Origin of the sequence: Qingshengfaniella alkalisoli (assembly GCF_007855645.1) — a bacterium.
GTDB classification, from domain to species: Bacteria; Pseudomonadota; Alphaproteobacteria; order Rhodobacterales; family Rhodobacteraceae; genus Qingshengfaniella; species Qingshengfaniella alkalisoli.
The window spans coordinates 142,130-157,959 of sequence record NZ_CP042265.1 but is presented as its reverse complement, the minus strand read 5'-3'; the positions used below and the strand labels follow the sequence as shown (position 1 = coordinate 157,959).

Here is a 15,830-nt window from a genome sequence, read left to right as displayed (position 1 = left end):
CAAAACTTCGCCCAAAAGAGCACCTTCAGGACGACAAGCCATTGATTTCATTGTGTGCGGAAAAGGCCAGTCCGTCCAAATCTCGGCTTAACTGTCGAACCCGGGGTACTCATGACTGAAGTATTGCGCAGCCGCAGAATGGCAGGCTCAGTAGTTGACCAGATTTTGGCGTTTTTCTTCCACACGAAGAAGGTCGGAAGGATATCGAAAAGGCAGAAAGCTTCGATCCGTTATACCTCGCCAGTCTATTGAAGTTTTGTAACTCGTTCTTCGAACCAAGTGAGGGATCTCCTATAGAGCGCGAAATCAGCCGTGTCCCACTCTTTCGCATGGGCATCAGGGCGGTCATTGATAAGTTCAGCATTGCCCTCAAACGCCTTCTTGTCTCCAAAGATCTTTTCAAATACTGACCAGTTCTTTGATATTATCCCGATTAACTCAAGCCACATTAACTTCTGAAAAAAATTCTCCAGGTCGTATCCAGATAAAATCTTCCTTCGGTTGCTTGGAAGCGCACTTTTAATATTATCATTGAGGCTATCCAATTTTTGGTTAATCATTGCATCCATCCTCAAGAAGTTTAACGCAATTCCGCGCAATCTTCGTTCAAGTAAGTTTCTTCGCTGGCCAAGTGCTGCCAACTCTTCCGCCCATTCTCCCAACGCTCCCTCATCTGCAATGCGAGGTTCAACCCGATCACTAACTGGAATCGGAGGTGCCGCCATTACGGTCTTCACAGCGTTCTCGAACATTTTCCCTGAGAACGCGTCTCTGGTGTTGGTGACGCCGTATTGACGCAGCGTCCTGCGTAAGTTCTCCCGAGCCTCGGATGCCTTACCAGAAAGTATGTGCCGACACACATCCATCATATCTGGGTGAACTCTGAACAAATGGTTTATCGCCACTTCCGCAATTTGACACCCCTCATTCTGAACGAAGTCCTCAACGAGCGGCGATATCTCAGCTACGCTTAGTTGTTTTGGTCGATCTGAAATAGGTATCTTTCTGTGGATGTATGAACAGCACTTTCTGGCCCAATATGGCATATTTCCGGTTTCAAGCGCCACCAGCTCTGCTGCTTCTTCAGAAAAGCCAAGGCCCGCGACCTTTCCGAGCCTCCTTAGCATCGCAATTGTAGCGCCCTTTGCCATGGGGCTCAAAAACTCTTCCGGGACGAATGCGAGCGCGGCGTTCTCGATTCCCTGGATCTCACCGACAGTGAACCAATGGGTGGAAACACCACCGATCAAAAGGGACATTGGCTTTTCCGTCCTGTCGCAATCTTGGTATACGGCCCGCAAATTTCTCCAGAATACATTGAACTCGCTGCGCCATTCTGTTGATGTCGGGCTTCCCGGTGTGATGTAGTCAACTTCATCAAAAACAATTAAGACGACATGCTCACACGAGATCACTGCGCTTTCTAATTTGCGCCTCGCTTCTGCGATGGAGATATCGCTTTGCCTTGGTGTGATTGTTGCATAGCCCGCATTAGTCGATGACAAGCTTTGCAAGGTTGAGGCAATCGAAGACAAAAGATTTGACGCGTTCATCTCAAAAACGTCATCTTTTGAGCAGTCAATCATGATGACTGCGCAGTCAAATAGATTGGGAACCTCTTTCAAAACCCTGTTTATTATCGAAGTTTTTCCAACTTTCCTTATCCCAAGGCAAGAACGAATCTGGCCCGTTTGTAGCTTTCTGGCGAGATCAATTGCCTCATCGCGCCTTCCGAAAAAATTGCTTTCTCCAGAAACCGGACCGGTCACATCAAAGGGATCATGCGAAAATAGTTGGTTTGCGAGCTTTCTTTCTATGTCCCGAGCGTCACTAAATCCATTTGTTGCATCGATCGGAAGGACAGATATGCCCAGGTCACGCCCCCAATTCCTCAGTTTCACGTTGCCCGATGGATCTAAGTGAATTACAATTGCGACTGTAGGCTCCAGTCGACCTTTTGAATCCGAGATTTCAGCTTGGACGAATTTAATGATGCGCTGCTGCTGGTCGGAGAAGGTGGAGACGACAAGGAGAACCTCTCTGTCTGCGGCCATCGCTTGACGCAATCTCTTGGAAGGAGTCAGGTAGGCGCACAAATACCTCCCACCTTCAAAATCTTTAATGTAGTCTTGATTGTTTCGGAATAGATCACTCGCCGCTTGGATGAAATCAGAGAATAATTCATCCAATTTGACTTCAAATTCAGATCTATGGGTTTGATCAATTGACGGCACGTTCTATCCTCTTGAAGGTATTCGGCTTCGGTGAATGGTTGCCTGAGTGGATCGTGGCATGCAAGCTCCCAATGCTAGGTTCATTGGAGGGATACCCAACTTGGCATGTCGCGGCGGATGTTTGATGCGCGACCTGGCCATTTTTGTTCTGGAAACAGCGGAGGTTTTCTTCCCGCTTGTCTCCGAGGCGGTTCGCGCAAGCGCGGAGGATATTACGCAGGTTCTCCAAAGATCCGCACTGCTGTCAGTCGCCGCTCCAGAATGCTGCGCGATATGTCGAACGGCAGCTTCAGAGAAGCTGCATTGCCGCAAACAGGCTTGTGGTAAAAGGCATCTGTGGGTGGCTCCTGCATTGCAAGCGTTTTCTGGTGGTATCTGCGGTCATTTTTGTCAGTACTGTCGTCTGTCCGGCCTGTTTGTGTGGTGGTGTTCCACTGGCCCTGATGAATTCCGCGAACGAGGTTCCAATCGGCTTATCGACCTCAAAGGGCCGCTGCCATTCCCGGAGTGTCCTTGCTCTTGGTTGACTTATTTCCGCATCATCACTTCAACGTCTTGCATCTCGTGGGCAGTCGGCGCGGTTAGAACGCAGGCTGCCGGTATTCCTGTTTTTTCGTGAGCATCGCCCAGATGGCCCGAGCGGCCTTGTTGGCCATGGCGGTTGTTGCCAATCGGAATGGTTTGTCTGCGATAATCTTCGCCGTCCAGAGATCAACTTTCTCTGGCGAACGTTTTGCCATGACAGCGCGAGACGTCATACCCACGACCAGCAGTTTGCGAATGTAGCGATCACCCTGCTTCGTGATCTTGCCCAGACGTTCCTTGCCGCCGCTGGATTTGTTGAGAGGGGTCAGTCCGAGCCAGGCTGCCAGATCGCGCCCTGTGCGGAACTGTTTTGCATCGCCGATCGTTGCGACAATCGCCGATGCCGTGATCGGCCCGATGCCAGGCATGCGCATCAGTCGGCGTGCGTCTGTGCTCAGCATCGCATGCTGCTCGATCATCTTCGTGTAACCCGCAATACGCTCGTTCAAGCCGATGAACTGATAGCACTGCATGCCGAGCATGCCGTTTGCGATATCCGGCATGTCCGGGTGATCTCCATCCAGATGGCGCTTGGCGAACGCTGTGACCGCCTCAATCCCAATCGGCAGAATATGCCCAAACTCGCGTAGCAAGCTGCGGGTCATGTTGGCCATCTGGGTGCGCTGCCGGACAGCCAAGTCGCGAGTGCGATGGATCGACAGAACCGCCTGTTGATCCTCTGTCTTGATCTCGACAAAACGCATCGTCAGGCGCCTGACTGCCTCGCAAATCGCTTCCGCATCAACCGCATCTGTCTTTCCACGTTTGACGTAGGGCTTCACGTAGTTCGCTGGCATCAGCCTGACATCGTGGCCGAGCCTGCGTAACGTGCGACCCCAATGGTGAGCTGATCCGCAAGCTTCCATCCCGACGGTGCAAGGCGGCAAGGTTTCAAAGAACGCCAAAAGCTTCGCCCGCTTGATTGCCTTGTTGAAAATCACACGTCCGTTCTCAGAAGTACCGTGAACTTGAAAAGCATCCTTGGCCAAATCCAGGCCGATTGTCTTAACTGTCATTGGGTGGCTCCTTTCCTAGCAGTCAACAACAACTGCACTTTGGCACATTCGATGCCGGTGGAGCAGGAGCCACCCACCTCATCCTCTTTGGGCCGTCTCTGCCGGGCAGACCCACTCGCTTGGGCGTCCAGCACGCCGCACCGCCGCATGACCGGTTCGAGCCCTTAGCCGCCCCTTGGCTAAGGCGTTCGGCGTTTAGTAAGATGGTCTATAAAGGCCCGCAGTGCAGGCGTGACCAAGCGGGTGCCAGCATAGTAAAGATGAAAACCGGGAAAGCGCGGCGTCCAATCTGTCAGCAGCGCCTGCAACCGCCCTGAAGCGATTGACGATGCAGCGTCCTGCTCAAACAGGAATGCGATGCCGGCTCCCTCAATCGCTGCTCGCAGAAGTACGCAGGCATCGGTCGAAATAAGCGGACCATCCACGAAGACTTGGAGACACTGGCCGTTTTGCTCGAACTCCCACAGCCAAGGCACACCGGTGGACGGTCGCGGAAAGTTGAGGCAGGAATGTTGGCAAAGCGCTTCTGGAGTCTCAGGGAGACCGCGTTGAGCAAGATAGGCAGGCGCGGCAACGACAACCATTCGAGCCGGCCCTCCGACCGGAACGGCGCGCATCCCCAAGCCCAAGCTATCGCCAAGCCGCAAACCAGCGTCAAAGCCGCCAGCAACTGCATCGTCTAGCGTTTCGCTGACGACAATCTCAACCTTCACACCGGGATAGGCGGCGTGAAAGCTGGCCAGACGCGGCGCAAGAACATGCTCCGCACCAACTCTTGGAGCGGTAATCCGCACCCGCCCGGTCACACGATCCGAGATAGCCAGCAATTCATCCTCGGCTGCCGCGATCTCAGCCAGTGCTGGAGTAATACGGTTTCGAAGTTGTTGGCCCGCTTCCGTTGGAGCGATGCTGCGAGTTGTGCGGTTCAGAAGCCTTTGGCCCAACCTTTCTTCAAGGGTGCGGATCGACTGGCTGACCGCCGACGGTGTCATGCCGAGGTGTGGCGCTGCCCTGCGAAAACCACCATGGTCTAATACTGCTAGGAATACCCGCAGTTGGGCAATGTCGTTCCCTCGCATTGTAGTCTTTCTACTTAACAGCCTGATTGTAGCGTAGCGTATTCTCACCACGCAGTCGATCTGCCACCTTGCCGCTAAAGGAACATGGAGAGTAGTGATGCGGTTAGACGACTATAGGCTACTTGGCCGATCAGGGCTTAAGGTATCACCGATGGCCTTGGGCACGATGACTTTCGGGACCGAATGGGGCTGGGGTGCGGAAGAGGCAGAAGCGCGGCAAATCTTCGATACCTACGTTGATCGCGGTGGCAACTTCATCGACACAGCGAACTTCTATACCGGTGGCACGTCTGAGCGAATGCTAGGTGCTTTCGCTGCCGGTAGGCGCGACACGCTGGTCATTGCCACAAAATACACCCTTCCTATGCGTACGGGAGACCCGAACTCTGGCGGAAACAGTCGTCGTTCCATGGTTCGGGCAGTGGAGGACAGCCTCAGCCGGCTCGGGACCGATTATATTGACCTTCTCTACCTCCACGCTTGGGATTCTACGACGCCGGTTGAGGAGATCCTGAGAGCGATGGATGATTTGGTTGCTGCGGGCAAGGTTGTCTACCTTGGGCTGTCGGACATCCCAGCATGGCAAGCTGCTCGTATGCAGGCCATCGCCGATCTACGCGGCTGGTCTCCGCTGATTGCTCTACAGCTCGAGTACAATCTCATCGAGCGTAGCGGCGATCGCGACTTGATCCCGATGGCCCGTGAGATGGGTATGGGCGTCCTTCCATGGTCGCCGCTGGCAAGCGGGCTGCTTAGTGGGAAGTATAGCCGCAAGGATCTTGAGGGGGGCAGTGCTGATGCCCAAGGGCGTGCAGCCATGGCCCGACAGGGCTCTCCAATGGACGCCCGAACCTTCGGTATCCTCGACGTGCAGGCGGAAATCGCTGCTGAGACAGGCGGAACTCCTGCCGCAGTCGCCTTAGCCTTCCTGCTTTCGCGATCAGGTGTTGCCGCTCCGATTCTTGGCGCGCGGACGCTGGAACAGCTAGAAGGCAACCTTGCGGCTCTAAGCTTCGAACTCGATCCTTCGCAACTTTCGCAACTGGAAGACGCAGGTGCGCCGGTTCTTGGGTTTCCTCACTCTTACCTCCAACGACCGGAGATACGGCAGAACATCTACGGTGGATTATCCATTCAAACGCGATAGCATTGCAGCGGCACCGAAATCGAGCGCCGGTCTTTACTTTGAGCAAATTGTGAGCGTCCGTTCTGTCTAAGATTTGTCGCCGCTGCAGCTCACGCTGACAGCAGCGGCGACAAATCTTAGACAAAGCGGACAATCCGCTGAAGCACGCAGTGCAAAAAAGTCGAAGGCTTCGTGGAAGACAAAGGTGACAAAGCGCGATCAACATCGTCTGCTTTGTCACCTCCGGCAGGCGGACCCGCCTTCCTTCATGGCAATCAGTGCGTCATGCCGCTGCCACCGACGACCGCAAGGTTGTAGGGAGTACCTTCGAGCGCGATGGTATCTTCCTCTTCAAGCGTTTCAGCCGAAATCACACGCAGCAGGCCGGCGTCTGGATCGGTCATCAAGATGTCATCGCCTGCCATGGCAATACGCGGGCGCGGATCATTCCAGTGGCCGTCCATCGAATAGGGCTCTGTCACTTTGGCGCTGCCGGTGATTGCGGCCTGAAGAAGGTTCAGACGGTGCAACGAGCCATCCTCGGTCAGCACATAGCCATGCGCAGGATTGGCCGGGTCCAGTACGAAATCAACGCGGCGGAACGGCAGTTCGATGTAACGGAAATGCGGTGCATCCGCCGGGTCGATCACGACGAGGCCGTTCGGTCCATAATTGCCAAGGAATACCTGAACCCCGGTTGCGCCAAGGATCGTGCCCGTGGTGACCCCCTGTGGCAGGTCGGCGGGGTATTCGAGCATGTCGAAAACAACGCCGTCGGCACCTGCGGTGGCGGTCAGCACACCTTCACGGCAACCGGCGGCCAGATAAGCACCCGAAAAGGCCTCGCCATGAATGGCGGTGCAGGTCGCCAAATCACCGACTGCTTCGCCTGCGATGGTGACCTCCTGCAGACCGGGACGCGGCGCGGCTTCCTTTCCCTCGGCGGGTGCTGGGGTACCAACGGTGGTAAGCCAATGGTCGCCAAGGCGGGCGACAAAGCCGTGATGCGGCTCCGATTGCGGCAGGCGCGTGATCTCAACCTCGCCATGTGACAGGTGATGCGCGTCGATGATCTCGGCATATCCGCCCTGATCGTAGTTGATGATCACCGAACCGCCATGGTCGACCAGGTGGAAGGGGCGCGGCCCTGTCAGGACAGTGTTGATTGCTGCCGGATCTGAGACTTCGATATCCGCGTGATCGCCGTGGTCATGGAAGGAAATCCCGCTGGTGAAAAAATGCACCGCATCATCGTCCGACTGCACCGCCGCCACCACGGCACCACCTGCAACACCGAAGAGCTTGACCTGACCTGTCGTTTCAAATGTCCAGGACTCGTCGGCGTGGTCGTGCCCCTCTTCCTCATGATCATGGGCTTCCAGATCAACGACGGTGACGCGCGGTGCGGCGTGGTCGCCGACAAAGACGCGGTAAAGGGTCACGTCCTCATGATCGTGATCATGCTCCTGCGCGAAGGCGGTTCCGGCAAGGACCATCGCCATCGCTGTTGCACCGGCTAGTTGTCTATACATTGAGTGTCTCCTGGTTGGTTTACGGGTGGCAAGGAGCAAAGCTTATGAAAGCCGGCTCCGGCGGATCATATGGCGTCGAGCGCTGCGGCGATGACGCCTGCGTTGTGGCGCATCATTGCCAGATAGGTGGGGGCAGGACCTTCGGGACCGGACAAAGCATCGGAATAGAGTGTTCCTGCCAGCGTCAGTCCGGCCTCGGCTGCGATACGCTCCAATAACCGGGTATCGCTGATGTTCTCGGCAAAGATCGCGGCAGCGCCGGTTTCTCGGATCTCGCGGATCAATCCCGCAACGTCTGCGGCGGCGGCTTCGGATTCAGTCGAAACGCCCTGCGGTGACAGAAAATGGATGCCGTAAGCCACTTCGAAATAGCGAAAGGCGTTATGTGCCACGACGACAGTCCGACGGTCGCCGGGCAGCGTGGCCACCAAACCGCGGATCTCTGCATCCAGCACATCCAGGGCGTCGGCATAACGGGTGGCGTTGATCTCATAGACTGGGCAACCCTCAGCATCTGCTGCACAAAAGGCGGCGGCGATATTGCGCACATAGGCCTTGGCATTTGCCACCGATTGCCAGGCATGCGGATCATGCGCGCCGGCGTGGAAAATCGCCTGACCATTGTTGTAATGATAGTGTCCGCCGCCCGGTTCTTCCATCGTCTCGATTCCGTCGGTCAGAGTCGCGATCTCGGCCTGCGTCCCGCTGGAGGCGATGAGGCGGGTCATGAACCCTTCGAATTCCAGGCCGTTGGTGAGGACGACATCGGCTTGGGCGAGTGCCATGGCATCCGCCGGGCGCGGTTCATAGACATGGCTGTCGGAATCCGGTCCGACCAGCGCTTTCAGGGCGATACGTTCACCACCCACCTCGGCGGCAAAATCTCCGATGATCGAGAAGGTCGCTACCACGTTCAACGGCTCGGCCTGCGCGGCAAAAGTGGATGCGAATGTCATTGCAGAACAGGCGGCGATGCATTGAAGCCAGTCTCTCATGGTGTGTCCTTTCATAGATTCAGGCGGTCCGGTGATTGTGACGGGGCAGCAAAGGCCGCAGTACACCGCGCGGCCCGGCCAGCAGCGAAATCAGATAGATCCCACCTGCCGAAAGAATGATTGCCGGGCCCGAGGGCAGGCCGGCATGGTAGGAAAGCAGTAGCCCTGCAAGCGAGGCAATGATGCCGACCCCGACCGCGACGAGGCACATTGCCACTACATCGTTCACCCAGAACCGCGCCGCCGCACCCGGCAGGATCATCAGCCCGACAGACAACAGCGTGCCGAGCGCCTGAAAGCCTGCGACAAGGTTCAGCACGACCAGTCCGAGAAAGGCAAAATGCACCAGCCCACCCAGGTGGGAGACGGAACGCAGAAACAGCGGGTCCAGGCATTCAGCGACCAGCGCCCGCCACAGCACCACAACCGCCACCAGCGTGACGCAAGTGACAAGGCCGATCAGCCAGAGCGCATCATCGTTCAGCGCCAGCACCGTCCCGAACAGGACATGCATCAGATCGACGCTGGAGCCGCGCAACGACACCATCACCACGCCGATCGACAGCGAGATCAGATAGAATGCCGCCATCGAGGCATCTTCCTTCTGCACCGTCAGCCGTGCGACTGCGCCAGCGCCAAGTGCTACGATGGCCCCCGCGATCAGCCCGCCAATGGTCATCGGCACGATCTCCAGCCCGTAGAGCAGAAAGCCCGCCGCCGCGCCCGGCAGGATCGCATGGGACATGGCATCGCCGGTCAGGCTCATCCGCCGCAGCATCAGAAAGAGCCCGACCGGGCAGGCCGACAAGGACAGCAGCAATGCGCCCGCCAGCGCGCGCTGCATGAAGGCAAATTCGATGAAAGGGGCGATCAGTAGGTCGAGCATCACGCCACCTCCCGGACCGTAGCAGACGGCTGCACGCACCATGGGGCATTCTCGTCCCAGGCTTCCTGAAACGCGCGAGCCCTGCGCATATTTTCGGATGTCACAACCTCTGCCGATGGCCCCCAGGCGACAGCACGCCGTGCCAGCAGCAGGGCCTGCGGAAAGGTGGCGCGCATCAGATCAAGGTCATGGGCGACGACAATCACCGTGCGACCCTCATCATGCCAGCGCCGGATCAGCGCGATCAGGTCGCGGATTGTCTTTTCATCAATGGCATTGAATGGCTCGTCCAGCAGGATCAGATCGGCATCCTGCACCACGACACGTGCAAAAAGCGCCCGCTGCAACTGTCCGCCAGAAAGTGAATCGATGGACCGCGCATCAAACCCTTCCAGCCCGACAATCCGCAAGGCGGCGGCAATGGCCTGACGATCTTCTGCAAGATAGCGGCCGAAAAGACCGCGCTTCTGCCAGAGGCCAAGAGCGACCAGGCTCATCACCTTAGCCGGGAAACTGCGGTCGAGTTCGGACTGCTGGGGCAGATAGGCAAGCTTGAGGTCGGGGGCGATGCGGCATGTCCCGCTCATCGGCTTGAGCATTCCGGCAATCGTCTTGATCAGCGTCGACTTGCCCGAACCGTTCGGTCCCACGATAGCGGTGAGACTGCCGGATGCAAAGCTCCCGCTCAAATGATGGATCGCAGCATGACTGTCATTGCCGACTGTGAGGTCGGTGAGGGTGATGCAATTATCGAAAGAGGCAGGGTTCATTATTAGTCAGATTTCAAGCATCAAAAAGGTCAGGGCAGCGCGCAGCATGTTATGCTATAACATAGCGCACTGCGACTGCAACGCAATATTGAAGAAAGGACGAATAGGACTCTGTTTCACAAATCAGCTGATGGCGGAGGTTCCCCTTTCGCCGGACAGAGTCATCCCACAGCTTCGGTGACGGGTATGCCGAGCGCTGTGACGGCGTTCAGGATAGCGACGCGGACTTGGAACTCGGCAACCTGACGGTCGAAATCCCGAGCGGCCAGACGTTGGCCCAGCAGTTTGACACAATGCATCTTAGTCTCGACGCGGCTCCCGCGGTGATAGCCGCTCCATCGTCACCAGATAGTTCGACCGAAGCGTTTCGACGCGCGAAGCGCCTCGTTCCGCGCCATCGCCCCGGGGCTATCGGGCTTCCATGGTTTGGCATTTATACGGGGTGGTATGATGGCCGTAGCGCTGCGAGCGGCGATGGCATCATGGCACTTGCGGGTGTCGAAGGCACCGTCGGCGGTGACGCTGCCGATCTCCTGATCGGGCGGGATTTGGTCGAAAAGTTCGGGCAGCATGGGCGCGTCGCCGACATTGCTGGTTGTGAACTCTGCAGCCCGGATTTCGAGTGTTTTCTCGTCAATTCCAATGTGGATCTTGCGCCAGACACGGCGTTTGGTGCCACCGTGCTTTCGCGCGTTCCATTCACCTTCACCCTCGACCTTGATGCCTGTGCTGTCGATCAGCAGGTGTAACGGGCCGCCTGATCCACGGTAGGGAATGTTTACATTCAAGGTCTTCTGGCGACGGCTCAGGGTGCTGAAATTTGGTACCGCCCAGTCCAGGCCAATCAGACGCAGCAAGCTCTCTACAAATCCTGTCGTCTGCCTCAGCGCCATGTCGAAAAGCACTTTAATCGTAAGGCAGGTCTGAATGGCAGCATCGCTGTAGTCGGGCTGGCGACCACGCTTTCCGGTCGGCGTCGCCTCCCAGGTCATGGCGGGATCAAACCAGATTGTCAGCGAGGTCGCGAAGCGACGCGCTTGAGCGCTTCGTTGTAGGCCGACCAGTTCCTGGTCTTGTAGGCGGGGGGGATAGGTCTGCTCATGCCGTCCAGCTACCACACTGGATTCACAAGATGAATCCCTCACAGGATTTGTGCAACAGAGCCCCTCCACTGCACCTCATGCACCCTATAGCGGATGAGTTTCATCGCCAAGTATGGTGATCGTCCCTGGACGCATTCCAGGCATAGACCTTGGACGTGATGAACAGATCATCCTTGCCCTGACCGCCGAAAGCGCGACCCAGAATGTCCTCGGCGCCACCGTCCGCGTACATCTCCGCAGTATCGAAATGTCTGAAGCCAAGGTCCCGCGCGTGGCGGAGAGCGGCGATTTCACCTTCTGCGGCCTGCGAATCTTCACCGATGCCCCAGGTGCCGATACCGATCTTCGGCATCCGGACGTTCCGGGTGTTCGGCAGAGGAATGGCGTCGACCTTCATCGCGCTCTTTCCCCGCAATCCGTTCGGTAACCTGCTGCCGGGGCATGTCGTTCCCGCATGATATGTCCAGTTTCTCCGAGAAACTGTCGACTTGCGCATCGCCACCTTGCTGCCGTGTGGCTGCATTTTTGCTGCCAAGCTGACGCGTCGGCTCTTGCGACAATACCTGACAAAAACACTCTTGATGTTTTGTCGGTTTGGGAATAGCCGGCTCCCGATAAAATTACTCGGAATGGGACACCTCGATGCCACTCAAGTCAACCCTCGCGCTTGGAACTACTGTGCTGGCGCTTTTTGGCACACCCCTCTATGCGGACACGACCTATCCCCTGACGATCGAGAACTGCGGCCAGACCGTCACCTTCGAGCAAGCTCCGCAGAACGCCATGGCCCTAGGCCAGAACAGCGCCGAGATCATGCTGATGCTGGGTCTGGAGGATCGGATGGTGGCAACCGCCTTCTGGCCGAACGAGGTGCTGCCCGAACTTGCAGAGGCGAACGCCCAGGTGGAATTGCTGACCGTCGAGTTTCCGACCCTCGAGTCGGTGCTGTCGAAGCAACCCGACTTTGTCGCCGCAATGCTTGTCACGCTTCTGGGACCGGACAGCAAGGTCGCAAAGCGCGAGGATTTCCACGCGCTGGACATTCCCACCTATCTATCGCCGAGCGCGTGCTCGGTCACCGAGGTTTCCGGCGATATCTACGGCGCGCGCGCCGATCTCTGGTCCATGGATCAGCTCTATAAGGAGATCGAGGATCTGTCGCGGATCTTCGATGTCGCGAATCGCGGTGAGGCCGTGATCGAGGATCTCAAGGCGCGCGAGGCTGCCCTGCGCGACCGGTTCGAGGATCGCGAGGACCTAACCTTCCTGGTCTGGTTCTCCAGCCCGTCGCCACAAGACGATGCCTATCTGGCCGGAGGCAACGGTCCGTCGAGCTATATCGCGGACCTTCTTGGCGGCTCGAACGCCATCAAGGCCGAATCCGAATGGCCGACACTAGGATGGGAAGGTATCATGGCCTCGGACCCGACAGTGATCGTCGCGGCGCAGGTGGACCGCGAGCGCTGGACTCTCGACACGGCCGAGAACAAGATCGCGTTCCTGCAATCCGATCCCATTGTCAGCCAGATGGAGGCGGTCTCGAAGGGCCGCATCGTCGTGATGCCCGGCGCCGCGACGAATGCCAGCATTCAGACAATCTATGGGGCAGAGGAGGTCGCCGAGCAACTCGAGGCGCTCGACCTGTCGGAATGACCGCAAGCGTCCCAAACGGTAGCGACGGCAGCATGGTGCGGCTTGCGCTTCTGTCACTCGTCTCTGCCGTTGTGCTGGCTTGCGCCATCGCGGTGGCGACTGCCATCGGCGACTACACGATCGGACTGGGGACCGTCTTTCTGGCGATCACCAACGGCTTGGGCCTGACCAGCGCTACGCTTCCGCCGATTGAGGAAAGCGTGGTCTGGGACCTGCGGCTCAGCCGCGCGCTGGTCGCAGCGCTTGCGGGGGCGGGCCTGGCGCTTTGTGGGGCGATCCTGCAGGCGCTGCTGCGCAACCCGCTGGCCGAACCCTTTGTCCTTGGCGTGTCGGCGGGTGCCTCGACCGGGGCGGTCTGCGTGATCATCCTCGGTGTCGGCGCAGGCAGCCTGTCGCTGTCGGTCGGGGCCTTTGTGGGAGCCTTCTCCGCCTTCGGTCTGGTGGCGCTGCTGAGCAACGGAGCGACGAGCGGCCCGAACCACACGATCCTGGCCGGCGTCGCCGCCTCGCAACTGTTCAACGCGCTGACCTCTTATATCGTGACCACTTCAGGTAACGCCGAACAGGCACGCAATGTTATGTTCTGGCTTCTGGGCAGTTTCGGCGGCGTGCGCTGGCCCGACTTCCAGCTTCTTCTGGTCGTTGTCTGCCTGTGCCTCGTGATCTGCATCCTGATGGCACGGTCGCTGGATGCGTTCACCTTCGGGGACGAGGACGCAGCAGCCCTCGGCGTGCCGGTCGCGCGCATCCGCCTGTTGCTGTTCGCGGTCACGGCTCTGATGACGGCGACAATCGTCAGCATGGTGGGCGCCATCGGGTTCGTCGGCCTGGTCGTTCCTCACGCCGCGCGCTATCTCGTCGGACCGATGCATCTGCGTCTGATGCCGGCCTGCGCCGTGGTGGGCGCGGTCTTCATGGTGATCGCCGACATCGTGTCGCGGGTGATCGCGACGCAGCAGACGGTTCCGATCGGGGTCGTCACGGCCCTGGTGGGCGTGCCCTTCTTTGCCATCATCCTCTACCGCGCAAGGCCGCAGGCATGAGCATCGTCGCAGAAAACCTGCACTGGGGCGTTAAGCGCAAGGCCATCGTGTCCGACGTGTCCCTGTCCGCCGCACCGGGCGAAACCCTTGGCCTGATCGGTCCCAACGGCTCGGGCAAGTCGTCGCTGCTGCGGCTGCTGGCTGGGCTGCGAAAACCGCAATCTGGGAGGGTGGAGGTCAATGGCCGGGACATTGCGCAGGTGCCGCGCCGTGCCTTGTCCCGGCAGGTGGCCTTCGTGCAGCAGAACGCGGCAACCGATACCAATGTCAGCGTGCGCGATGTCGTGCGCCTGGGGCGGACGCCGCACCGCTCGGCCCTGTCGGGCTGGTCCGCGACGGACGAGAGTGCGGTCGCCGCGGCGCTTGAAAGCGTCGACATGACCGCCCGCCGTAGCCAGCCCTGGCAGACCCTGTCGGGAGGCGAGCGTCAACGGGTCCATATCGCGCGCGCCCTGGCGCAGACGCCGCAGGTGATGTTCCTGGACGAGCCGACCAACCACCTCGACATCCACCATCAGATCGAGATCCTGCGCATGGTCCGCGATCTCGACCTGACAAGTGTCATCGCGCTGCACGACCTCAACCTTGCCGCTATGTTCTGCGACCGGATCGTGGTGCTGGACGCGGGCTCGGTCCGTGCCTGCGGCACGCCCGACGTCGTGCTGACGCAGGAGCTGCTGCGCGACGTGTTCCGGGTCACGGCCGACATAAGCGCCTCGCCCGATGCGGGCCGACCGCATATACGGTTCAGAGCGGGATAAGCCGTTGAACAAGTCGGCCTGTTCTATAGAGAACGGGTACCGTGGCATGATGCTGTGCCTTTAGTTTCAATCGACGCGGCAGTTCAACCGGGCCTTCGGGGTGGCCTGCGACTTTGCGGGGATCAAGAAGAAGGTCTCGCCTCATACACTGCGACACAGCTTTGCCACGCATCTGCTGGAGGGGGGACAGATACTCAGTATCGTCCCCGCCATCAGTCAGTTTATGATGCTATCGCCTCAGTCGCACGGCGTCGCGACCCGGCGGTATGCCGAACATTCGGGTATAGTCGCGGCTAAATTGCGGCTCGCTTTCGTAGCCGACGGCATAGGCTGCTTCGGAAGCGCTGGAATTGGCGATTAGGCGACGACGTGCTTCCTGTAGTCGCAGCGCCTTTTGGTATTGAAGCGGGCTCATGGCGGTGGCGGCGCGGAAGTGCCGATGAAGGGTTGCCGAGCCCATACCGGCGATTTCGCACAGTTCATCGCTTTTGACACGACGGTCAAAGTGCGCACGAAGGTGAGCGATCGCGGATCTGACCTATGCGATCCGGCTATCCGCCCGAGCTGCTTGACGTAGCAGTGCGCCTTGAGATCCCTGAAGGACGCGGAACAAGATCTCTGGCTCAAGTAGCGGTGCCAGCGTCTCGATCTCGTCCGGGGCATCAAGCAAGCGCAGCATCCGCGTCCAGGCATCGAGAAACTCTGGCGTGGTCGCAGCCACGGCAAAAGCTGCGGTATCGCGCCGGTCCGCGCGTGACAGGCCGGCTGAGAGTTCGCTCAGAATATCCTGGTCAATTGTCAGCCGCGCCGCGCAGTAGGGCCCATTGGGCCCGTCCTCCACTGCGACGCTTGAGGCGGGCACATCGAGGGAGGCAATGAAGTAGTAATTGGCATCTTAGTGCAGCGTGCGGTCTCCGATGGTGACACGCTTCGTGCCGCGCAACACCAGCCCTAGCATGGGTTGGTAAAGCGCAGGGATCGGCCACGATGTCTGGGTCGCGACATGCACACTAAGGCGTCCTGACGAGCTTCTTCGGGGCTGGTGCA

14 protein-coding genes and 3 pseudogenes are annotated in these 15,830 nt (G+C 58.5%); 6 read left to right on the top strand and 11 right to left on the bottom strand.

The features are described 5' to 3' along the window. Window positions 1-245: 245 nt before the first annotated feature. Entirely contained in the window at window positions 246-2,234 is a 1,989-nt protein-coding gene (locus FPZ52_RS17205) for an ATP-binding protein (protein ID WP_146366835.1), read from the bottom strand. A 124-nt stretch (window positions 2,235-2,358) separates the two neighbouring features. Between FPZ52_RS17205 and FPZ52_RS17200 the strand changes: the two genes are divergently transcribed. After that, complete coding sequence (locus FPZ52_RS17200) at window positions 2,359-2,853, top strand: hypothetical protein (RefSeq protein ID WP_146366834.1); 495 nt, start codon at window positions 2,359-2,361, stop codon at window positions 2,851-2,853. Here FPZ52_RS17200 and FPZ52_RS17195 read toward each other — a convergent pair. Further along, on the bottom strand, window positions 2,816-3,835 hold the full coding sequence (locus tag FPZ52_RS17195) for an IS110 family RNA-guided transposase (RefSeq protein ID WP_146366833.1): 1,020 nt from the start codon (window positions 3,833-3,835) through the stop codon (window positions 2,816-2,818). The genes FPZ52_RS17200 and FPZ52_RS17195 overlap by 38 nt on opposite strands. Window positions 3,836-4,014: 179 nt before the next feature. Continuing rightward, on the bottom strand, window positions 4,015-4,914 hold the full coding sequence (locus FPZ52_RS17190; protein ID WP_146366832.1) for a LysR family transcriptional regulator: 900 nt from the start codon (window positions 4,912-4,914) through the stop codon (window positions 4,015-4,017). 97 nt (window positions 4,915-5,011) lie between these two features. Between FPZ52_RS17190 and FPZ52_RS17185 the strand changes: the two genes are divergently transcribed. Then, the gene (locus FPZ52_RS17185) at window positions 5,012-6,061 is read left to right on the top strand and encodes an aldo/keto reductase (RefSeq protein WP_146366831.1); all 1,050 of its coding nucleotides are present in this window, start codon (window positions 5,012-5,014) and stop codon (window positions 6,059-6,061) included. A gap of 254 nt (window positions 6,062-6,315) precedes the next feature. On the opposite strand, the gene FPZ52_RS17180 is transcribed toward FPZ52_RS17185, so the two are convergent. The 6 genes and pseudogenes from FPZ52_RS17180 to FPZ52_RS17155 form a co-directional block, all read right to left on the bottom strand. Beyond that, a complete protein-coding gene (locus FPZ52_RS17180) occupies window positions 6,316-7,572 on the bottom strand; it encodes a metallochaperone AztD (RefSeq protein WP_146366830.1) in 1,257 nt (418 codons plus the stop codon). Between the two features lie 65 nt (window positions 7,573-7,637). Next, the gene (locus FPZ52_RS17175; RefSeq protein ID WP_146366829.1) at window positions 7,638-8,567 is read right to left on the bottom strand and encodes a metal ABC transporter solute-binding protein, Zn/Mn family; all 930 of its coding nucleotides are present in this window, start codon (window positions 8,565-8,567) and stop codon (window positions 7,638-7,640) included. A gap of 19 nt (window positions 8,568-8,586) precedes the next feature. Then, window positions 8,587-9,453 (bottom strand): zinc ABC transporter permease AztB, encoded by an 867-nt coding sequence (gene aztB, locus FPZ52_RS17170; RefSeq protein ID WP_146366828.1) that lies wholly within the window; start codon window positions 9,451-9,453, stop codon window positions 8,587-8,589. Beyond that, a complete protein-coding gene (aztA, locus tag FPZ52_RS17165) occupies window positions 9,453-10,223 on the bottom strand; it encodes a zinc ABC transporter ATP-binding protein AztA (RefSeq protein ID WP_146366827.1) in 771 nt (256 codons plus the stop codon). Before aztA ends, aztB begins: the two co-directional genes overlap by 1 nt. 161 nt (window positions 10,224-10,384) lie before the next feature. Continuing rightward, window positions 10,385-11,325, bottom strand: a pseudogene (locus tag FPZ52_RS17160) (IS5 family transposase). Window positions 11,326-11,426: 101 nt separating this feature from the next. Next, complete coding sequence (locus FPZ52_RS17155; protein ID WP_168201409.1) at window positions 11,427-11,723, bottom strand: aldo/keto reductase; 297 nt, start codon at window positions 11,721-11,723, stop codon at window positions 11,427-11,429. Window positions 11,724-11,968: 245 nt separating this feature from the next. On the opposite strand from FPZ52_RS17155, the gene FPZ52_RS17150 reads away from it, so the two are divergent. The 4 genes and pseudogenes from FPZ52_RS17150 to FPZ52_RS19460 all read left to right on the top strand — a co-directional run. After that, a complete protein-coding gene (locus FPZ52_RS17150; protein WP_146366825.1) occupies window positions 11,969-12,979 on the top strand; it encodes an ABC transporter substrate-binding protein in 1,011 nt (336 codons plus the stop codon). After that, window positions 12,976-14,022: a FecCD family ABC transporter permease gene (locus tag FPZ52_RS17145; protein ID WP_146366824.1), complete on the top strand. Its 1,047-nt coding sequence runs from the start codon at window positions 12,976-12,978 to the stop codon at window positions 14,020-14,022. The genes FPZ52_RS17150 and FPZ52_RS17145 overlap by 4 nt, the downstream gene beginning before the upstream one ends. Continuing rightward, window positions 14,019-14,783, top strand: coding sequence for an ABC transporter ATP-binding protein (locus FPZ52_RS17140; RefSeq protein WP_146366823.1), 765 nt, complete (start codon window positions 14,019-14,021; stop codon window positions 14,781-14,783). The genes FPZ52_RS17145 and FPZ52_RS17140 overlap by 4 nt, the downstream gene beginning before the upstream one ends. Before the next feature lie 70 nt (window positions 14,784-14,853). After that, a pseudogene (locus FPZ52_RS19460) lies at window positions 14,854-14,964 on the top strand (tyrosine-type recombinase/integrase); the annotation flags it as partial. Between the two features lie 48 nt (window positions 14,965-15,012). Here the strand turns inward: FPZ52_RS19460 and FPZ52_RS17130 are convergent. Beyond that, on the bottom strand, window positions 15,013-15,252 hold the full coding sequence (locus FPZ52_RS17130) for a helix-turn-helix domain-containing protein (RefSeq protein WP_276617468.1): 240 nt from the start codon (window positions 15,250-15,252) through the stop codon (window positions 15,013-15,015). A gap of 69 nt (window positions 15,253-15,321) precedes the next feature. Continuing rightward, window positions 15,322-15,792: pseudogene (locus tag FPZ52_RS17125) on the bottom strand (AraC family transcriptional regulator). Between the last annotated feature and the right edge of the window lie 38 nt (window positions 15,793-15,830).